The organism is Pseudoalteromonas translucida KMM 520 (assembly GCF_001465295.1).
Lineage (GTDB): Bacteria > Pseudomonadota > Gammaproteobacteria > Enterobacterales > Alteromonadaceae > Pseudoalteromonas > Pseudoalteromonas translucida.
This window is the reverse complement of the sequence record NZ_CP011034.1, coordinates 656,673-676,136: the sequence shown is the minus strand read 5'-3', so window position 1 is coordinate 676,136 and position 19,464 is coordinate 656,673. Positions and strand designations below refer to the sequence as shown.

The following is a 19,464-nucleotide window of genomic DNA, read 5'->3' as shown; positions in this document are numbered from 1 at the left end:
AAAATGCTTGTTTGCAGCACAAAAAAATAGGCACCAAACGGTGCCCATTATAATTTTTTAATAAACTAACGCTGCAAATATTACGCTTTTTCTAACAAGGTGCGAGCAACAGTACGCATGCCTTGTGTGGTAGCGCCAGCAGCCCACTGGTTAGTGCTGCTCATATTAAATGCAGCTGCTAGGTCAATATGCACCCAGCCTTTGCCATCATTTGCTACAAAGCGCGATAAGAAACCAGCCGCATTTGATGCACCACCATAACCACCGCCTTTTTGCGCACGGCTGTTAGCTGTATCGGCATAAGCCGATGGGCAGTTTTGCTGATGCCACTTTTCAAGTGGTAATGGCCACGCTGCTTCCATTTCTTGAGAAGCAAAGTCTTCAACTTCACGTACTAGCTCTTTATCAAGGGCAAACAAAGCATTGTACTCTTGGCCAACAGCAACTAGCGCAGCGCCAGTTAGTGTTGCAGCATCAATAATTAATGGCGCACCAGTCTCTCCTGCAGCCATTAAGCCATCAGCTAATACTAAACGCCCTTCAGCATCAGTATTTACAATTTCAACTGTAGTACCATTTTTATACGTTAAAATGTCACCTAATTTATAAGCATGGCCAGAAATTAAGTTTTCTGCACAGCATAAAAACAGCTTAATACGTTTTTCAATACCGCGGTTAATAGCCAGTGCTAAACCAGCCGTTACTGTAGCAGCACCGCCCATATCGCACTTCATGCCTAGCATACCTTCGCTCGACTTAATTGAGTAACCGCCTGAGTCAAAGGTTATACCTTTACCTACAAGCGCAGCGCTTACTGGCGCATTGGCGTCGCCTGTTGGGTTATAATCAAGTTCAAGTAATACTGGCGGGCGAACACTACCACGGCCAACAGCATGAATACCGATCCACTGTTGCTCTAATAATGCATCGCCTTTAATAATTTGATAGCTCACATGCTCAGGCGCTAACGATTGAATAAATTCAGCGGCTTTTTCAGCAAGGCTTTCTGGATAAATGTCATCGGCAGTACCGTTAACCATTTCGCGAGCCCAAATAGCTGAAGTTTTTAAGTTACCTAGCTCTTTAATATCTGACTGTGCGTTATCAACAAAGGTAACGCCATTTAACGATTTAGGCGTTACAAACCCTTGATAAAACGCCCACTGGCTTTCGGTACACCAGGTATCGCCAGCTAGTTCAACCGCTTTTACGCCTTGAATAGCAATAGTACGCGCTGCTTTTTGAACATTTTTTAATGTTTCTTGCTCAGATAAATGAACGGTTGCCCCGTGTTCATTAAAAGATAACGACGCGTTTTCGCCCCAATGGCTTGGTGCTGACTGCTCGCTTAGTTGAACAACAAATTTTTCACTCATGTTAGAATATCCTTGCACTTAAATGTGCCACCGAGTTTACTATAGAGCGCTTGAGTTCCCAACAGCTTGAGATAAATAACATAAATTACGCTACGGAAGTTATTATGAAGTACCAACCGGCCCTGCAATCAGCCACCTTATTAAAACGCTATAAACGCTTTTTAGCTGATTTACAGCTCAGTGATGGCTCAGAGTTTACCGCCCATTGTGCCAATACGGGTAAAATGACTGGCTGCGCCGAACCCGGTTTTAATGCTTTTTACTCCACCAGTACTAATAGCAAACGCAAATACCCGCAATCGTTAGAGCTCACCCAAAATAGCTTATCGCAACTTATTTGCGTTAATACCGCAGTGGCAAATAAAGTGGTTGCTGAAGCTATAAATGCCAATGTTATTAGTGAACTTAGCAATTATCAGCAATTACAAAGCGAAGTTAAATATGGTAACGAAAACAGCCGTATCGACTTTTTACTAACCAGCGATGGGCGCCCTCATTGCTACGTTGAAGTAAAATCGGTAACGCTCCTAAGCCAAGATAACCCCCGCAGTGGCCAAGGTTACTTTCCCGATGCACCAACCCTGCGCGGGCAAAAGCATATTCGCGAATTAATAGAGATGGTGGAGCAAGGTCATCGTGCAGTATTGCTTTTTGCTGTACTGCACCAAGGAATAAATCAGGTAAGCGCAGCTGCTTATATAGACAATAAATACGCACAGTTACTAAATGAGGCAATTAACCAAGGCGTTGAGGTATTAGCATATAAAGCAGATATTTCTACCAACGAAATTATCTTAAAAGAAAAGCTCCCTTTTATATAATCATCATTTAATACAAAGTGTTGTAATTAGGTTTTGGTAAATACAAATATAAAGCAGCAGTACTCGGCTGAATAAATAAAGTAAACTTTAAGTAACAGCTTGTTTTTTAACTTTTAGCCCACATATATAGGCAAGTTTAGAAACCGATAGTGCGATTAAAAAAAGTACAAATATTACTTATCATACTTTTAAATCAATAAACGTGGTTACAGCTAATTCGATTAATTAAAAATAAATTTGCCTAGGGTATAAGATTCTGTTATTTATACCGCCGGCTAATGCTGAGGCATTAAATTAAGGATTTAGGAGAGAGTTATGCCAAACCAAAATAGATTAGGATTATTGGCTCAAGCCGGTTTAGAACCATACCAAGAAAAACCAGGTGAAGAATATATGAATGAAGCACAACGTCTTCATTTTAAAACAATTTTAGAAACTTGGCGTAACGATTTACGCAACGAAGTTGATCGTACTAAATCGTATATGCAAGATGAAGCTGCTAACTTTCCTGATCCAGTTGACCGTGCTGCGCAAGAAGAAGAGTTCTCTTTAGAACTGCGTACTCGTGACCGCGAACGCAAACTGATCAAAAAAATTGAAAAAACAATCAACTTAATTAAAGAAGATGATTTTGGTTTTTGTGATTCTTGCGGAATCGAAATTGGTATTCGCCGCTTAGAAGCGCGCCCGACTGCTGATTTATGCGTAGACTGTAAAACACTTGCAGAAATTAAAGAAAAGCAATCTGGACGTGGCTAATTAACTTATATTAATTAGTTATGTTTACTACAGCCGTTATTACGCCAACGCGTAAATACTGCGGTCGATTTGCACCGTCTCCTTCTGGGCCATTACATTTTGGCTCATTAGTAGCGGCTGTAGGTAGCTATCTTGATGCTAAAGCTAACCAAGGAAAATGGTTAGTTCGCATCGAAGATATAGACACCACTCGCGTTGTAAAAGGCGCCGACACCGATATTCTAAATACCTTACAAGCCTATTCTCTGCACTGGGATGAAAACGTCGTTTATCAAACACAACGTTTAGATTTATACCAAGATGTTGTTAACTCTTTACACAATAAAAACCTTGTTTATGCCTGTAGTTGCTCGCGCAAACAAATTAAAGCTATTGGCGGAATTTACCAAGGTCATTGTAAAAACCTGCACCAAGATATAACCCACAATGCCCTGCGCCTTAGCCAAAGCTTTGCCACCAACCAATTTAACGATTTAATTCAAGGCGACATAAACGTTAATAACGCCTTTGCTGCTGAAGATTACATAATAAAGCGCAGCGATGGTTTATTTGCCTACCAGCTTGTGGTGGTAATTGACGATATAGACCAAGGGATCACGCGTATTGTTAGAGGAGCTGACCTAATTGAGCCTACCGTTCGACAGATCAGTTTGTTTAAACAACTTAATAGCTCAGTACCCCAATTTGCTCATTTACCCTTAGCGGTTGCAAAGCCCGGCTTTAAGCTCTCAAAGCAAAATTATGCGCCAGCAATTTGTAAGCAAAATCCTAAACCGGCACTTATCGATGTGTTCGCGTTTTTAGGCCTAGCAGTACATAATCAGCTTATGGACTTAAATATTGAGCAACTGCTTGCATGGGGGGTAAATAACTTTAGCTTAAACCAAGTCCCAAACCTTGCTGAAATTCAAATTTAGCAGCCCACAACTCCCCGCGCGCAATAATTTAGACCTTTAAGTAAATAAAAATCGCTAAAAATGGCTTAATTTCAGTGCAGCAACTTAATTTTTAAACCTTGCTGGTATATGATAGCCGCCTAAATATATGCTATTTACATTAATCAGCCAGTAATAGGTTATAACACCTACATTTGCTGTAATTTTGATTGCAATGGCAAGTCAATCAACACCTTCTAGGAGACAGACTATTATTTCCAAGCTTTTTCAATTTTGTCGACAAATAATCGGCCCAAATGCCAGTGCCGAAAACACGGCAATAAGCAGCGAACCGCTAGTGATCTCACGAGGTGAACATGGTATTTCTCGTAAACAATTTAGCCCAAATGCAATCAAAGTTTTATACCGTTTAAAAGACGGTGGTTTTGACGCCTACCTAGTTGGTGGTTGTATTCGCGATGTATTGTTAGGTCAACAACCAAAAGATTTTGACGTGGTAACAAATGCCACGCCAGAACAAGTTAAAAAGTTATTTAGAAACTGTCGCTTAATTGGCCGCCGCTTTCGTTTAGCTCACATTGTATTTGGTCGTGAAATAATAGAAGTAGCTACCATGCGCGGGCACCACGAAGCGCCTGAAGATAAAAACCAAATAAGCCAATCGAGTGAGCAAGGACAATTGCTACGCGACAACGTATTTGGCAGCATTGAAGAGGACGCAGAACGCCGTGACTTTTCAATCAATGCACTTTATTACTCAATTAACGATTTTTGTATTTACGATTACGCCAATGGTTTAGCCGCAATAAAAGCTAAACAAATTGAGCTGATTGGCGATCCAGAAACGCGCTACCGTGAAGATCCGGTGCGCATGCTACGTGCGGTACGCTTTGCCACTAAGCTAGATATGAAAATTGCGCCAAACAGCGAAAAACCGATGACTGCTTTAGCAAGTTTGCTAGATAATATTCCACCGGCGCGTTTGTTTGAAGAAATACTCAAACTGTTTTTAAACGGCAAAGCACAAGCTAACTACTTAATGCTGCGCAAATACGGCCTATTTAACTCACTGTTTCCAGAGCTAAACCGTATTTTAGATAATAATCCTGGCGGGCTTGAAGCCACTTTTATTGAAAACATGTTTAAAAATACAGACGATCGTATTAACGCAGATAAAAAAGTAACGCCTGCGTATGTATTTGCTGCACTGCTTTGGTTTCCGCTATTAGAGCGCACCAAAACAGTACAAAATGAAGAGCAGCTCTCTGAATACGATGCATTTTCGCAAGCAATTAATAGTGTACTTAGCGATAACGCCCAGCACATTGCTGTTCCTAAACGCTTTACTTTAGGTGCACGCGATATTTGGCATATACAGCATCGTTTAGATAAACGTGCCGGCCAACGTGCATACAGATTAACGCAGCAGCCTCGCTTTAAAGCCGCATACGACTTTTTATTAATGCGTGTAGAGGCCGGCGAAACACAACATAGCGAGCTTGCTCAGTGGTGGACACAATATTTGAGCCTGGATATTAATGGCCAAAAAGAAATGGTAAGAACCTTGGGTCAGCCTGCGGGGCCAAAACCACGCAGACGCGCTCGCCGCCGTACACCTAAAAAGCCAACAGAGTAACTTCTATGCACTGTGTTTATTTAGGTTTAGGTGCCAATTTAAACTCACCAAAAAAGCAGCTTGATAACGCTATTGCCGCGCTTAAAAAGCTGCCAGATTGTGAATTTATAAGTGTTTCGCATTACTATGCGAGTAAACCCATGGGCCCGCAAGACCAACCCGACTATATTAACGCCGTTGCCTGCATAAACACCACGCTTAGCCCTGAAAAGCTGCTTGATTTAACCCAAGCAATTGAGCTTGAGCATGGCCGTGTTAGAAAAGCAGAGCGTTGGGGCCCACGTACTTTAGATATAGATATGTTATTGTTTGACGCACAAACAATTAATACCGAGCGCCTTACAGTGCCTCATTATGGTTTAACTGAACGTGAGTTTGTTGTGTATCCACTGCTAGAACTTGCGCCAAAACTTATTTTACCCAGCGGCATTGCACTACACACTATTGCAAATAAATTACCGCTTAACAATTTACAACAATTACCACAGTAATTAACTAAGGCTTATGCCGGTGAGAAAATTATGTCTAAAATAACAGTTTCAACTTTAAATAAAATGAAAGCAGAAAAAAATAAAATTACTGCTTTAACAGCTTATGATGCCAGTTTTGCTAAGTTATTTCATGATAACGGCGTTGAAGTTATTTTAGTTGGCGACTCTTTGGGTATGGTATTACAAGGCGGCGACGATACACTTGGCGTAACTAATCAAGACATTGCCTATCACACTCGTTGCGTACGTGCGGGTAGCCGTGAGTTGTTTGTAATTGCTGATATGCCGTTTATGACTTATTCGAGCCCCAACGACACCTGTAAAAATGCCGCTGAGTTAATGCGTGCTGGTGCTAACATGGTTAAGTTAGAAGGGGGAGAATGGCTTTTTGAGAGCATTGCAGCCCTAACTCAACAAGGTATTCCTGTGTGTGGCCATTTAGGCCTTACGCCGCAGTCGGTACATGTGTTTGGTGGTTTTAAAGTACAAGGGCGTGCAGAAGAGCAAGCACTAAAAATAATTGCCGATGCAAAAGCCCTTGAAGCGGCTGGCGCGCAATTATTAGTACTGGAATGTATTCCAAGCGCACTGGCAAAACGCGTTACCGACGCATTAACTATTCCTACTATTGGCATTGGCGCGGGTAATACTACCGATGGTCAAATATTAGTAATGCACGACTTAGTAGGTATTTCTGCTGGGTTTATTCCTAAATTTTCGAAAAACTTTTTACTCGAAACAGGCAATATGCCTGAAGCCGTTAAAAAGTATTGTACCGATGTAAAAAGCGGTGCCTTTCCAAGTGCCGAACACGAGTTTAAATAATGCAGTCAATTACTGAAATTAAATCATTACGTAGCCAAATTAAAGCATGGCGCCAAGCCGGATTAAGCATTGCCTTAGTACCTACTATGGGCAACTTGCACTTAGGCCACTTTTCGTTAGTCGAAAAAGCAAAAATGATGGCCGATAAGGTCGTAGTAAGCATTTTTGTTAACCCAATGCAATTTGGCGCTAATGAAGACTTAGATAACTACCCTCGCACCCTTGATGAAGACAAGCGCGGTTTAGCCGATCTTGAAACTGATATTGTATTTACGCCAAGTGTAGAGACCATTTATCCTAATGGTTTAGCTGCACAAAGCTTTGTAGATGTACCGGATATTTCATTAGGTTATTGTGGTGGTTCACGCCCAGGGCACTTTAGAGGTGTGGCAACAGTTGTTACTAAGCTATTTAATTTAGTGCAGCCAGATTACGCTTGTTTTGGCGAAAAAGACTTTCAGCAGCTACAAGTAATTAAAACCATGGCTCGCGACTTATCGATTCCGGTTGAAGTTATTGGTGTACCGACTATGCGTGAAGTCTCTGGGCTTGCTATGAGTTCGCGTAATGGTTACTTATCGAATGAGCAAAAAGACAGTGCAACCGTATTGTTTAAAGTGCTAAATAACTGCGCTGAGCAACTTAAAAGTGGCAATACAGACTTTGCTACGCTGGAAGAAACAGCCAAACAAAGTTTACAGCAAGCAGGATTAAAGCCAGACTATTTTTCGATAGCTCAACGAGATACGTTAAAAGCTGCTACACTCGATGATAACAAATTTGTTATTTTAGCCGCGGCCTATTTAGGCAGTGTTAGATTAATCGATAACCTTCAGGTTGAAGTTTAATATAACCGCGACTTTCACTTAAGGATAAGCATGCATACTTTAATAAAAATGAGCGCAGTAGCCCTTGCATTTATGCTATTAGCAGGTTGTCAGAATAACGCTGGTAACCCAGAGTTAAATCAATGTGCGCAACAAAACTATCAATGCGAAAGTAGTTGTGAGCAACAATCAACTGGCGAAGGTTTAAAGCAGCAAGTATGCTCAGCTAAGTGTGTTGAAAGCTATAATCAGTGTAAAGCACAAGCCGAAAACTTAGGTAACATATAAGTATTAAGCTTTAGCCTAAAAAGTAAGTATAAAAAAACCGCTCAATGAGCGGTTTTTTATTGCGTATAATTTAGTGACTTAATTTAAGCCTAACTTTTTAAGCTCAACTTCAGCTAACTTGGCTGAAAGCGGTACATAACCGTCTTTTTCTACAATTTTTTGGCCGTCTTTCGACAATACCATTTTTAAAAATTCAGCTTCAATTGGTGCTAATGGTTTATTAGGGTGCTTGTTCACGTAAAGGTATAAAAAGCGCGACAGCGGATACTTACCTTGTGCTACATTTTCAAGCGTTGCATCAACAAAGTGGCTGCCTTTTTTGGCCAGTGGTACTGTACGCACACCTGAGGTTTTATAACCAATTCCTGAGTAACCAATCGCGTTCAATGAAGATGAAATAGACTGTACTACAGATGCTGAACCCGGTTGCTCATTTACGTTATTGCGAAAGTCGCCTTTACACAGTGCTTTCTTTTTAAAGTAGCCATACGTGCCAGATACCGAGTTACGCCCATACAATTGAATATCTTTAGCAGCCCATTCTCCAGTTAAACCTACGTCACTCCAGCGGTTAACTTGCTGCGTTGCACCGCACTTACGGGTAGATGAGAAAATAGCATCTATTTCATCAATACGTAGCCCTTCTATCGGGTTATCTTTGTGTACAAATACCGCAAGTGCATCAATGGCAACCCGTACTTCTGTGGGTTTATAACCATGTCGCTTTTCGAATGCTTCAACTTCTTTTGATTTCATTTTACGGCTCATTGGCCCTAAATTTGCTGTACCTTCGGTTAATGCCGGTGGCGCAGTTGATGAGCCTGCTGCTTGTATTTGAATATTTATATTTGGATAAATACGTTTATATTCTTCAGCCCAAAATGTCATCATGTTCGCTAATGTGTCTGAACCTACCGATGAAAAATTCCCTGAAACACCACTAATTTTTTGATACTCAGGTAGTGCGTTATCCAAAGCGACTGCTTGTGCAGATACAAACGTTGTAACAGCCACACCCATTGCGGCAACTAAGTTTTTAAATTTCATGTGGGGTTCTCCAATTTGTTCGTCCCATTTTTTAACTGTGTTCACTGTAAATTGTGTAGATGACAGTGATATTACCCTTAAATGACACTTTTATGACTTGCCACTTGTTTGTACTGTGTTGCTCATAGGTACTATTTTATTACTTGAAAAATCAAAAGAAAAACACGACCCTTGGCCCAAAACACTACTAATATTTAATTGGCTATTGTGGCGAGTTAATACGTGCTTGGTAATTGCGAGCCCAAGGCCTGAGCCACCTGTAGTACGACTGCGTGCTTTATCTACCCGGTAAAAGCGCTCCGTTAAACGATTTATATGCTCAGGCGCAATACCATCACCATTATCGGTTACGCTAAAATAAGCTCGATCGTTTTTACGCTGCCAACATATTGTTATTTTTCCGCCTGGTTTAGTGTAGTGAATGGCGTTAAAAACTAAATTAGAGAATGCACTGCGCAGTTCATCTGCTGATCCGCTAATATCTAAGGTAGTATCAATATTAAAAATAAGCTGATGCTTTTTTTGCTGATTAATTGAGTGCGCTTCGGTTTGAATATAGTTAAGTAGTAAGGGTACATTAACCGCTTTGTCGCTATTTTGCTTACGCGCACCTTCTATACGCGATAGTGATAGCAGCTGAGTAACTAAACTGTCCATGCGTTTGCATTGCTCAAGCATAGTATTTTGGGCTTTATTCCACATTGCGGGCGGTGGCATCATGTCGCTATCCATCATCTCAAGATAGCCTGTAACCACTGTGAGCGGGGTTCGTAGTTCATGCGATACATTGGCAACAAAGTCTTTGCGCATTTGTTCTAGTTGCTTTAAGCGAGTTACATCGCGTACTACTACCATTAACTGTGTGCTGGCATAGGGCATAACTCTAAACTCAAGTATTTTCTCTATGTTATGACCACTTTCAAGCTCCAGTGGCTCAGTAAAATGGCCACGGTGCATATACTTAGCAAATTTAGGTTCACGAATTAAGTTATCCAGACGCTGCCCTTGATCTGTAGGCCACTGCAACCCTAATACTTTTAATGCCAGTTGATTGCACCAATAAATGCTTAAATCATTTTGCAGCACTATCACCGCATCAGGAATGGCTTCGGCACCATCACGAAAGCGATGAATTAATGCCGATAGTTCATTACGCTTTTTACGATTACGATGTTGCAGCTGGTAAATACCTTCGAATACCTGCTCCCATGCGCCCTCTCCTTCGGGCGGGTTAAAGCTTTGTTGATTAAGTAACCAATCACTTAAACGATAAAGTTGGTAATAGTGCCAAATAAGCAGCGAAAATGAGCCTAAAAATAACAATAAAAAAGGGGCACCTACTAACAGCCCTATTAGCAGCAAAGGTATAAAATAGATAAACAGCCGTTTAACTAAGGTGCGTTTATTAATAACTCTATACATACACTGTTACCTTAAAGTCGCTATCCATTGGTACTTAGTTAAGCTGCAAGCACATTATAATTTACTTGAAAAGCGATAACCTGCTCCGCGTACCGTTTGCACTAAGCGGTCATGCCCTAAGGGTGAAATAGCTTTACGTAAGCGGCGAATATGTACATCAACCGTACGGTCTTCAACATATACGTTAGTACCCCAAACTTGATCAAGTAATTGCTCGCGGCTATATACGCGCTCGGTGTGGGTCATAAAAAAGTGTAGTAATCTAAATTCGGTGGGCCCCATATCAAGCTCACTGCCACCTGAAGTAACACGATGCGAAATAGGATCAAGGCGCAGGCCATGTACGTCAATTGCTTCTTCTAATGAGGTGGGCGACACACGGCGTATAACCGCTTTAATACGGGCCATGAGTTCTTTTGGAGAAAATGGCTTAGTAACATAGTCATCGGCACCTACTTCTAGGCCACGAACTTTGTCTTCTTCTTCGCCACGAGCGGTGAGCATAATTATAGGAATAGCGCGCGTGTATTCATTTTGTTTAAACTTTTTAGCAATTTGGATTCCGCTACCGCCAGGTAACATCCAATCGAGTAATACCATATCTGGGTATGGCTCTACCATTGCCGCAATAGCAGAGTCGTAATCTTCTGCTTCAATTGCCTGAAATCCATTTTGTTCTAAAACAAAAACCAACATTTCTCTGATCGGTGCTTCGTCATCAACGACTAATACTTTACGTGACATTCCATTTATCTCTTAGCTATCGAATTTGTTTTCATTATTATGACTAAGTATGACACTTTTATGAAAACCTAGCGCGTAAGTTAATATAACAGTAAAAAAATACAAAATAGTGACAAAATAAATATTTACACGCAATTATAGCGATAAAGCAAAGCGTATAGCAGGATCATTATTTTACTAACATTGCATATTAAAGCAGCCAACTTTGCTCACTTAAATAGCATGCGCTAACCTAGCAATACAATTATGATCAGCATTGTGATGATCTTAAATTAAAAGATCAGATTTTTATTAAGTAGATCCATTTTGGGATCAGTATTATACCTAGTTAAACGGCTAAGCTGATGATTGTTTGTACTATTCTTTTATTTAATAATGAATTTAAGCGCCAACAAGGGCTAAAACAGCCGTTTACTTAGTAAAGTAATGATCTCAAACTGATCACGTTAGTAATTCAGTGATCCTAAACACCTGCTGTTAGTAAGATATTGATCCCTAAACGGCATAAAAAAAGCCAGTGCAATGCAACTGGCTTAGTAAACTAATCTAAAATGATCAATTATTTAATGCGTGGGTTTAACTCGCCGCTTAAATACTTAAGATGCATTTCATCTAATGAAATTGGTTTAATTTTGCTAGCTTGGCCTGCTGTACCAAACGACTCATAACGCGAAATACAAATATCGGTCATGGCTTGAGTTGCTGCAGCTAAAAATTTACGCGGATCGAAGTTTGCCGGGTTAAGCGCTAAGTGGCGACGCACCGCACCGGTAGACGCTAAACGTAAGTCAGTATCAATATTAACTTTACGTACGCCAAACTTAATCCCTTCAATAATTTGCTCTACTGGCACACCGTAAGTTTCTGGAATTTCGCCACCGTATTGATTAATTATTTCTAACCATTCTTGTGGAACCGATGATGAGCCATGCATTACTAAGTGAGTATTTGGAATACGAGCATGAATTGCTTTAATACGATCAATCGCTAAAATATCATCCGTTGGTGGACGAGTAAATTTATACGCACCGTGCGATGTACCACAAGCGATTGCCAGCGCATCAACATGGGTTTTATTTACAAAGTCAGCCGCTTCTTCTGGATTAGTTAGCATTTGCTCAGTGGTTAATTTACCCTCTGCGCCAATACCATCTTCTTCGCCTGCTTCACCTGTTTCAAGCGACCCTAAAACACCCAGTTCGCCTTCAACAGAAACACCACACGCATGTGCCATTTCTACAGTTTTACGGGTTACTTCTACGTTGTATTCGTAGCTTGAAGGTGTTTTACCATCGCTCAATAATGAGCCGTCCATCATTACTGATGAAAATCCAAGTTGAATTGAACGCTGACATACACCCGGTGATGTACCGTGATCTTGATGCATAACCACTGGAATATGTGGCCACTCTTCAACCGCTGCTAAAATCATATGACGAATAAATGGGGCACCAGCATAAGCACGTGCGCCTGCAGAACCTTGCACAATTACAGGGCTATTGGTTTTGTCAGCCGCTTCCATTATTGCGCGCATTTGCTCTTGATTGTTAACGTTAAAAGCAGGTACGCCATAACCATGCTCAGCGGCATGATCCAGAAGTTGTCGCATACTGATTAAAGCCATTGGGTTTTCTCCAATTTTTTGATAGCAGTTCTCTGCCATCTAGTTTGAACGGATGTGTTAGTTTGGCGCAATCACTGCGCCACGAATTAGTACTGATAAACAGTAACTAACGCGTAAAATTAATTATTAAATTAAGGTGAGAGGTATTTAATAATTAATTGTTGCGGATGAAGTAACCTCCATCCGCTTACGCCTAAATAAAATAAATTACTTAGCGCGCGATTCTAGCATTTCAACTGCTGGTAGTTTTTTGCCTTCTAAAAACTCTAAAAACGCACCACCACCAGTAGAAATATACGATATTTTATCGCTAATGCCGTATTTATCAATTGCCGCTAAAGTGTCGCCACCGCCAGCAATCGAAAACGCATTTGAGTTAGCAATAGCTTGGGCAATAGCACGAGTACCGTTACCGAATTGGTCAAACTCAAACACACCAACAGGGCCATTCCATACTACAGTACCTGCATTAGCAATTATTTTTGCCAGCTTGTTTGCTGTATCTGGGCCAATATCAAAAATCATATCGTCGCTGGTAACTTCACTTACATCTTTCAGTGTTGCTACTGCTGAGTCTGAAAACTCATTCCCCACAACAACGTCAGTCGGTACTGGAATTTCACCATTGTTAGCAACAGCCGCTGCGCATAAGCGATTCGCTTCATCCATTAAATCAGCCTCGTAAAGCGATTTACCAACAGGATAACCCGCCGCCGCAATAAAGGTATTAGCAATACCGCCACCGGTTACTAGCTGATCAACAATTTTTGATAGTGAATCAAGCACAGTTAATTTAGTCGACACTTTAGAACCACCCACTATGGCCACTAATGGGCGAGCTGGGTTATCAAGTGCTTTGCCAAGTGCTTCAAGCTCTGCCGATAACAATGGACCTGCACACGCAACATCTGCAAATAAACCTACGCCATGGGTAGAGGCTTGTGCGCGGTGCGCCGTACCAAATGCATCCATTACGTAAACATCACATAATGCAGCAAGTTGTTTAGATAGCGCTTCGTCGTTATTTTTTTCGCCTTTATTAAAGCGTACGTTCTCAAATACCACCACTTCGTTATCAGCAATTTCAACACCGTTTAGGTAATCTTTTTCTAAACGTACTGTTTGCTCTAGGGCATCGTTTAAGTAATTAACGACAGGAGCAAGAGAAAACTCTTCGTCATATTCCCCTTCCGTAGGGCGGCCAAGGTGTGACATAACCATTACTTTTGCGCCTTTTTCAAGGGCTAATTTAATTGTTGGTAGCGCCGCACGAATACGCGCATCTGACGTCACTTTACCTGCTTTAACGGGTACATTTAAATCTTCACGAATTAATACACGCTTGCCGTTTAAATCTAAATCTGCCATTTTTATGACCGACATGAACATCTCCTTAGTTAACGATACTAAACCCAATAAAAGGCGGTTATTTTATATTAGTTATTTTTTCTAACGCGACCATTGCACGCGCAGTGTCGAGCATTCGATTAGCAAAACCCCACTCGTTATCGCACCAAACTAGTAATTTTATCAGTCGTTTATGACTAACTCGTGTTTGGGTACCATCTATAATACAAGAATGTGGATCATGATTAAAATCAATCGATACTAGCGGCTCTGCGGTGTAACTTAAAATGCCTTCAAGGCGATCTTTAGCTTGTGCTTTAAGCGCACTATTTACTGCATTTAAATCTACATCGGTATTAACCGTTACACTTAAATCCATAGCCGTTACGTTAATAGTAGGCACGCGTACAGCAATGGCTTCAAAGCGGCCTTTAAATTTAGGTAAAATGCGGTCTATACCGCGGGCTAGTTTTGTATCAACTGGAATTATAGATTGGCTGGCTGCGCGTGTACGGCGTAAATCGTGGTGGTAGGCATCAATTACCGGCTGATCGTTCATCGAGGCATGTATTGTGGTAATAGCCCCCGATTCAATACCAAACGCATCATCTAACACTTTAATAACCGGCACTACACAGTTAGTAGTACACGAACCATTAGAGACGATAGTGTGCTCTGGTTTTAGCTCATCGTCGTTAATACCATAAACAATAGTGGCATCAACATCGTTATCGGCCGGATGCGAAAACAACACTTTTTTAGCGCCTGCGGTTAAATGCAGCTGTGCATGTTCGCGCGAGTGATAAACCCCAGTACATTCAAGTACTACGTCTACACCTAAGGTTTTCCAAGGTAATTCCGCCGGATTTGGCTCACAGAAAAGAGCAATAGCATCGCCTGCTACGCTAATGGTGTCCTCACCAAGCTTTACAGGAAAAGAAAAACGACCATGAGAGGTGTCGTATTTTAATAAGTGAGCAATAGCTTCAGGGTCAGCAAGTTCGTTAATCGCAACAATTTTTATCTCGTCGCTCAAACCTGATTCGTATAACGCGCGGACAATATTTCGACCAATACGACCAAAACCATTAATTGCAAGTTTGATTGCCATGAAATATAAAATCCACTCTTTTTGCGTGCAGATAAAGGCAATGTGCCTTTTAGATGGCGGTATTGTAATCGACCTTGAGCTTTATTATAAGAGGGGGCGATTAGAAACTTTAAATAAATGATAAGTTAAAAATTAAATACTAACTTATAAGCTGCTAGAGGCTCGGCTATATTTCAGGTAATAATCTCAGGTAATAACCTTAGCTATAGCCGAAGCAGTTATATTTTATGTAGTGTTACTCTAATTAATAGCTACACCCTAGCAGCTAAAACTTGATTATTACCATAGTCCTTTATTAAAGTTATTTTTCACCTAAATACTCTGCCATTATGTTCTCAATTTTTTGATCTTCTGCAAGCTTTAATAAAACCAAGTTAACGTCGTTAACTAACTTACTGTCGGCTCTAAATGCGAAGCCGTAACCTTGCTTATAATACTCTGCATTTGGAATATGAATATTCTCTGCTTTATGTTTATTTTTATAAAACAACAATTGTGGGCGATCAAAAACAACACCATCAACACTTTTATCTTTTAGTCTTTCCATGGCTTGGCTTAGATTATTTACCAATACTTTTTGCCCTTGATGTTCTTCAATAAAGCCTATGGCTGGCGAGCCTGCTGATGCTGCAATTTTTTTACCTGGAAATTGTTCAACTTGTGTAATAGTTGAACTACTAAAGCTTGATACGGTAAGAGTACTGGCAATACCTGCAATCATTGATGTAGCAAAAATTAATGAAATAATCATCCAGCAACCAGCTATAACTCGTCCTTTTAAGCTCACCGGTGCCATGTCGCCATAACCTGTAGTACTCATGGTTACTATGGCTAGCCACATGCCGTTGGCTATCCCTCTTTTTGGATCTGCAGGAAACTGCTCTGGAGAATGTTTGCGCTCAGCAAGCCAAAATAGCAGCCCGACAATGGCCAGCAGAGATAAAAATATGGCAATAGCGATTAGCAATTGCATACTAAAAAATGGTTTTATTTTCCCCCAAATACTGGCATTTTCATCGCGAGAGGCAATCGTTAGACTCGATTGGTAATAAGGCTGAGAAAACAGAAACTTCTCCACTCGCTCCGAGGTGATACTAATCGGCCCAGCAAGTAAATCAACTTCGCCTTGCTGCAAAGCGGTAAGCGCCTCATCAACCGTAGTAAAATATTTATATTGGTATTCCCAATTTTTTTTATCGGCTATATTTTCCCAAATTGTAAGTGAAATCCCCTCTAACGAATTATTTTGGGGATTGTGTATAACAAAGGGAGCATCCCCCGCTACACCAACGGTTAAACCTGTCTCTGGCAAAGCATTTTGAGCATGCACCGATAAGGTTAAAATTGCCATAAGGCTTAAAATGCATACACGTAATGAATTTAATATTTTTGTTAGCATAAAAACTCAATTGTTTGGGGTGATGTGAATAGCTTATAAACTCACAAACATATTAGTAGAATATGTATAAGGTTACGAAAGTGTAAAATAGTTTCAAGCTAAGGTCAAAAGTAGGTTGGTTAAGAGCTTGATTTTCAGATGGTAGCCCTAGCTTTCAGATAAAAATAAAAGCCAAGTTCGGTGTTTAAAATATATAAACACTATTTATAAAGAGGTTAAGAGCTCATGTAGTGATTTAAATCGTAGCAAATAGAGCTTACAGCTAAACAAGCTCCCTCACTTTTAATCCTCTGCCGCTACTTATTTGATGGCACTGCGCCAAAAATAACTCTGCTGTTGCTTGTGCGTCGGTAAGTGCGTGGTGGCAATGATAACTAGGCAGTTCGTAGCGATTACGACATTCGTTTAACGTTAAATCATCTTGCTTTATTTCGACGCCTTGATGTTGCAGGCGCTTTTTTTCTATTTGTAAGGTGCAGAGTATTAGTTTTGGCCGCGTAGTAATATTGGCATTTTTAAGCGCTGGTTTTAAAAAACTCCAGTCGAGCATGGCATTATGAAACACTAAAATACAGTCATTAAAGTGCTCACTAAGGTGCTCACTAAGGTGCTCTAAAATACTATGTAAACTTTGCCCTGCAGCTACATTATCATTATTAATGCCGTGATAAACTGGGCTTTGCGCTAAGTTTTTAACCTCTTTATTAATTAAATGCTGCGACTGACTCATTTTTATACATTGGTTTTCTATAACCACCCAAGCTAGCGACACTATTTCGTGCTGCTTGGCGTCAAGCCCCGTTAGCTCTAAGTCAATCACTAGGTAGCGCTGCTTTAAAGCAGCGTGTGCCAGTAGCTGTCGCCTTTTAAAATAACGGGTAATTAAGCGCTTAACCATAATGTTTATTACTCGCTTTGTGCGCCGCTTTTTTATAAACAGCCATGCTATAAGCTACCACGGGCAAATTTAAACACAGCGGCTTGCTGCGCTTGTTTTACCAGATAAAATGCTTCTTTGAGTTGGTGGCGCTCTAAAGAGTTTAATTGGTCAGGGTTAATACAATTACTGGGCAGCCCTTCTTGATTTATTTGCGTGCTTAATCGCAGCTGGGTTAAAAAACGCCAGCAATCTTTTAGGTTATAAATATCTTCTTTGCTGAGTAAAGTGTGTTTTAACAATGCGTCTAAACGCTCTTGGGTATTGGCGCGGCGAATCCCCGCTCTTAATGCATATAAACGCACTATGTCGTTAATTATTACTACGCCACGTTTTTTTAAGTCGATATATTTATAGTTTTTTTCTGTTTTTTCGGTTTTAAAATTATTAAACAAGCCTATAGGCACGCTATTTGAGTCAATGTCGTTGGCCATGGCGGCGTAAAATAATTCGTTGCGTGACATGTGCGTAAGTTGCTCATAAAACTTACTATAAAGTGTGTGTGAGCCTTCGATAAAGCGTAAATCAAAAAATATTTTACAGTTGAGCATGGCTTGAGGGGTTGGGCTGCTTATCCATTTAAAAAAGCGCTCGCGCCAGTCACTAATACTCATTCGGCACAACTCGCTACTGGCCATTATATTGCCAGGGCAGCGTCTAATGCCGCACTCTACTAAGTTTTCGCAAACATATTCACCCATGCCTTTAAAGTAGGCTAGCTCATCGTCATTTAATCCATCGGGTAATAATAAGCCATTGTCTTGATCTGAATGTAGGGTTTGTTCTTCACGGGCTTGCGAGCCAAAACAAATAAAACTAAAACTACTTGGTGCTACTCCATGTTCTTGTTGATACAAGTAAATTAGCCGCGAGGTAAGTGCATCGGTTAAGCCACTGAGTAATTTGCCAATTAGCGATATGTCGTCAATATTGTACGAAAAGCCGCGCAGCAACTCTGGGATCTCTTTGGCGTAGCGTTTTAAATCGACAATAGCACGTGCTTTATAAATACGACCTATAAGTTGTACAGGGTCGCTTTTTTGCTGGCGTAATAAATCGGTACTGGTGATCATTCCCAAAGGTTTGTGATTTTCGTCAAGTACCGGAATATGATGAATATTATGTTTAAGCATTAAGTGCAGCGCTGAAAACACCCGATTATTTTCAAAAATAAACTTGGGTTTTGCTGTCATTATGCTGCTTACGCTTTGCTGAGGATCAACTTCATCTGCCAGTACCCGATTACGCAAGTCGCGGTCGGTTACTACCCCAACCAAATGTGCATCTTGGGTGATCATAATAGATGACACACCATACTCTTGCATTTGTTTTGCCGCGTGACGAATACTCGAATCTGGCGTTAAAGTAATGGCTTTTCGGGTCATTAACTCTGATATTTTTCTCTCCGACCAGCTTTCTGTTTTACTTTTATAATGTGATGAGAGTAAGCGGTTTGCATGAGCGCGAACAAAATATTGCTCAAACGGTTTATATTCACGGCGCAAATAATCAAACGACTCCTGAGGCAGCATATACACTATGCCCTCTTTTTGTACTTCCAACCTGTTTTGCATCGCCTCACCCGTTAATAACGATGGAAAACCAAAATAATCACCTTGTGCTAAACGCGTAACTATATCGCCTTTACTATCCACTAAATCGTATAAGCCTGAGCGAATTAAAAATAACTTAGGGTGATCACTTTTCAGCCATTGTGCTTGGTTTTCACGGTTGAGGTAAGCAATATCAAGGTGCTTTACAAAATAGCTGCAAGCACTCGCCTCAAGCATGCTAAACGGGGCCTGCATTGTTACAAATTGGGTTATATCTTGCTGCTCTGCACTCATAGTTACGCTCGTTAAGTGATTTATATAAGGTTTAATGTAATCATTTATTAAACAAATAAAAAGCCCG

The 19,464-nt window shown here is 40.6% G+C and carries 18 protein-coding genes; 8 read left to right on the top strand and 10 right to left on the bottom strand.

The window, feature by feature from the left end; genetic code table 11:
• Positions 1 to 80: 80 nt before the first annotated feature.
• On the bottom strand, positions 81 to 1,376 hold the full coding sequence (pepB, locus tag PTRA_RS03135) for an aminopeptidase PepB (RefSeq protein ID WP_058372648.1): 1,296 nt from the start codon (positions 1,374 to 1,376) through the stop codon (positions 81 to 83).
• 104 nt (positions 1,377 to 1,480) lie between these two features.
• On the opposite strand from pepB, the gene sfsA reads away from it, so the two are divergent.
• The 8 genes from sfsA (at position 1,481) to PTRA_RS03095 (ending at position 7,919) form a co-directional block, all read left to right on the top strand.
• On the top strand, positions 1,481 to 2,197 hold the full coding sequence (sfsA, locus tag PTRA_RS03130) for a DNA/RNA nuclease SfsA (protein WP_058372647.1): 717 nt from the start codon (positions 1,481 to 1,483) through the stop codon (positions 2,195 to 2,197).
• Between the two features lie 315 nt (positions 2,198 to 2,512).
• Positions 2,513 to 2,956, top strand: coding sequence for an RNA polymerase-binding protein DksA (gene dksA, locus PTRA_RS03125; protein ID WP_058372646.1), 444 nt, complete (start codon positions 2,513 to 2,515; stop codon positions 2,954 to 2,956).
• 20 nt (positions 2,957 to 2,976) lie between these two features.
• Positions 2,977 to 3,873 carry a tRNA glutamyl-Q(34) synthetase GluQRS gene (gene gluQRS, locus PTRA_RS03120; RefSeq protein ID WP_058372645.1) on the top strand — a complete coding sequence of 299 codons (897 nt, stop codon included), beginning with the start codon at positions 2,977 to 2,979 and terminating at the stop codon, positions 3,871 to 3,873.
• 193 nt (positions 3,874 to 4,066) lie between these two features.
• On the top strand, positions 4,067 to 5,488 hold the full coding sequence (gene pcnB, locus PTRA_RS03115) for a polynucleotide adenylyltransferase PcnB (protein WP_080516806.1): 1,422 nt from the start codon (positions 4,067 to 4,069) through the stop codon (positions 5,486 to 5,488).
• Between the two features lie 5 nt (positions 5,489 to 5,493).
• On the top strand, positions 5,494 to 5,979 hold the full coding sequence (gene folK / locus PTRA_RS03110; RefSeq protein ID WP_058372644.1) for a 2-amino-4-hydroxy-6-hydroxymethyldihydropteridine diphosphokinase: 486 nt from the start codon (positions 5,494 to 5,496) through the stop codon (positions 5,977 to 5,979).
• Between the two features lie 30 nt (positions 5,980 to 6,009).
• A complete protein-coding gene (gene panB, locus PTRA_RS03105) occupies positions 6,010 to 6,804 on the top strand; it encodes a 3-methyl-2-oxobutanoate hydroxymethyltransferase (RefSeq protein ID WP_058372643.1) in 795 nt (264 codons plus the stop codon).
• Positions 6,804 to 7,652 (top strand): pantoate--beta-alanine ligase, encoded by an 849-nt coding sequence (gene panC / locus PTRA_RS03100; protein ID WP_058372642.1) that lies wholly within the window; start codon positions 6,804 to 6,806, stop codon positions 7,650 to 7,652. Before panB ends, panC begins: the two co-directional genes overlap by 1 nt.
• A gap of 30 nt (positions 7,653 to 7,682) precedes the next feature.
• Entirely contained in the window at positions 7,683 to 7,919 is a 237-nt protein-coding gene (locus tag PTRA_RS03095; RefSeq protein WP_058372641.1) for a hypothetical protein, read from the top strand.
• A gap of 78 nt (positions 7,920 to 7,997) precedes the next feature.
• Here PTRA_RS03095 and PTRA_RS03090 read toward each other — a convergent pair whose 3' ends face one another.
• From PTRA_RS03090 to PTRA_RS03050, 9 genes are all read right to left on the bottom strand, one after another.
• Positions 7,998 to 8,966, bottom strand: a complete 969-nt coding sequence (locus PTRA_RS03090) for a PstS family phosphate ABC transporter substrate-binding protein (RefSeq protein WP_011327298.1) — start codon at positions 8,964 to 8,966, stop codon at positions 7,998 to 8,000.
• A gap of 90 nt (positions 8,967 to 9,056) precedes the next feature.
• Positions 9,057 to 10,388 carry a phosphate regulon sensor histidine kinase PhoR gene (gene phoR, locus PTRA_RS03085; protein ID WP_058372640.1) on the bottom strand — a complete coding sequence of 444 codons (1,332 nt, stop codon included), beginning with the start codon at positions 10,386 to 10,388 and terminating at the stop codon, positions 9,057 to 9,059.
• Positions 10,389 to 10,442: 54 nt separating this feature from the next.
• The gene (phoB, locus tag PTRA_RS03080) at positions 10,443 to 11,132 is read right to left on the bottom strand and encodes a phosphate regulon transcriptional regulator PhoB (protein WP_011327296.1); all 690 of its coding nucleotides are present in this window, start codon (positions 11,130 to 11,132) and stop codon (positions 10,443 to 10,445) included.
• A gap of 559 nt (positions 11,133 to 11,691) precedes the next feature.
• On the bottom strand, positions 11,692 to 12,756 hold the full coding sequence (gene fba / locus PTRA_RS03075) for a class II fructose-bisphosphate aldolase (protein ID WP_058374510.1): 1,065 nt from the start codon (positions 12,754 to 12,756) through the stop codon (positions 11,692 to 11,694).
• A 207-nt stretch (positions 12,757 to 12,963) separates the two neighbouring features.
• Positions 12,964 to 14,139, bottom strand: coding sequence for a phosphoglycerate kinase (locus PTRA_RS03070; RefSeq protein WP_058372639.1), 1,176 nt, complete (start codon positions 14,137 to 14,139; stop codon positions 12,964 to 12,966).
• 43 nt (positions 14,140 to 14,182) lie between these two features.
• Entirely contained in the window at positions 14,183 to 15,214 is a 1,032-nt protein-coding gene (epd, locus tag PTRA_RS03065; RefSeq protein WP_058372638.1) for an erythrose-4-phosphate dehydrogenase, read from the bottom strand.
• Between the two features lie 301 nt (positions 15,215 to 15,515).
• Positions 15,516 to 16,613, bottom strand: a complete 1,098-nt coding sequence (locus PTRA_RS03060; protein WP_058372637.1) for a transporter substrate-binding domain-containing protein — start codon at positions 16,611 to 16,613, stop codon at positions 15,516 to 15,518.
• A gap of 262 nt (positions 16,614 to 16,875) precedes the next feature.
• Positions 16,876 to 17,511: a 3'-5' exonuclease gene (locus tag PTRA_RS03055; RefSeq protein WP_058372636.1), complete on the bottom strand. Its 636-nt coding sequence runs from the start codon at positions 17,509 to 17,511 to the stop codon at positions 16,876 to 16,878.
• 47 nt (positions 17,512 to 17,558) lie between these two features.
• Positions 17,559 to 19,397 carry a putative nucleotidyltransferase substrate binding domain-containing protein gene (locus PTRA_RS03050; RefSeq protein ID WP_058372635.1) on the bottom strand — a complete coding sequence of 613 codons (1,839 nt, stop codon included), beginning with the start codon at positions 19,395 to 19,397 and terminating at the stop codon, positions 17,559 to 17,561.
• Positions 19,398 to 19,464 lie beyond the last annotated feature (67 nt).

What these genes read in the sequence shown, in the direction of transcription:
- pepB (WP_058372648.1), bottom strand. Translation starts at nt 1,376, where the DNA reads ATGAGTGAAAAATTTGTTGTTCAACTAAGCGAGCAGTCAGCACCAAGC.
- sfsA (WP_058372647.1), top strand. Translation starts at nt 1,481, where the DNA reads ATGAAGTACCAACCGGCCCTGCAATCAGCCACCTTATTAAAACGCTAT.
- dksA (WP_058372646.1), top strand. Translation starts at nt 2,513, where the DNA reads ATGCCAAACCAAAATAGATTAGGATTATTGGCTCAAGCCGGTTTAGAA.
- gluQRS (WP_058372645.1), top strand. Translation starts at nt 2,977, where the DNA reads ATGTTTACTACAGCCGTTATTACGCCAACGCGTAAATACTGCGGTCGA.
- pcnB (WP_080516806.1), top strand. Translation starts at nt 4,067, where the DNA reads ATGGCAAGTCAATCAACACCTTCTAGGAGACAGACTATTATTTCCAAG.
- folK (WP_058372644.1), top strand. Translation starts at nt 5,494, where the DNA reads ATGCACTGTGTTTATTTAGGTTTAGGTGCCAATTTAAACTCACCAAAA.
- panB (WP_058372643.1), top strand. Translation starts at nt 6,010, where the DNA reads ATGTCTAAAATAACAGTTTCAACTTTAAATAAAATGAAAGCAGAAAAA.
- panC (WP_058372642.1), top strand. Translation starts at nt 6,804, where the DNA reads ATGCAGTCAATTACTGAAATTAAATCATTACGTAGCCAAATTAAAGCA.
- PTRA_RS03095 (WP_058372641.1), top strand. Translation starts at nt 7,683, where the DNA reads ATGCATACTTTAATAAAAATGAGCGCAGTAGCCCTTGCATTTATGCTA.
- PTRA_RS03090 (WP_011327298.1), bottom strand. Translation starts at nt 8,966, where the DNA reads ATGAAATTTAAAAACTTAGTTGCCGCAATGGGTGTGGCTGTTACAACG.
- phoR (WP_058372640.1), bottom strand. Translation starts at nt 10,388, where the DNA reads ATGTATAGAGTTATTAATAAACGCACCTTAGTTAAACGGCTGTTTATC.
- phoB (WP_011327296.1), bottom strand. Translation starts at nt 11,132, where the DNA reads ATGTCACGTAAAGTATTAGTCGTTGATGACGAAGCACCGATCAGAGAA.
- fba (WP_058374510.1), bottom strand. Translation starts at nt 12,756, where the DNA reads ATGGCTTTAATCAGTATGCGACAACTTCTGGATCATGCCGCTGAGCAT.
- PTRA_RS03070 (WP_058372639.1), bottom strand. Translation starts at nt 14,139, where the DNA reads ATGTCGGTCATAAAAATGGCAGATTTAGATTTAAACGGCAAGCGTGTA.
- epd (WP_058372638.1), bottom strand. Translation starts at nt 15,214, where the DNA reads ATGGCAATCAAACTTGCAATTAATGGTTTTGGTCGTATTGGTCGAAAT.
- PTRA_RS03060 (WP_058372637.1), bottom strand. Translation starts at nt 16,613, where the DNA reads ATGCTAACAAAAATATTAAATTCATTACGTGTATGCATTTTAAGCCTT.
- PTRA_RS03055 (WP_058372636.1), bottom strand. Translation starts at nt 17,511, where the DNA reads ATGGTTAAGCGCTTAATTACCCGTTATTTTAAAAGGCGACAGCTACTG.
- PTRA_RS03050 (WP_058372635.1), bottom strand. Translation starts at nt 19,397, where the DNA reads ATGAGTGCAGAGCAGCAAGATATAACCCAATTTGTAACAATGCAGGCC.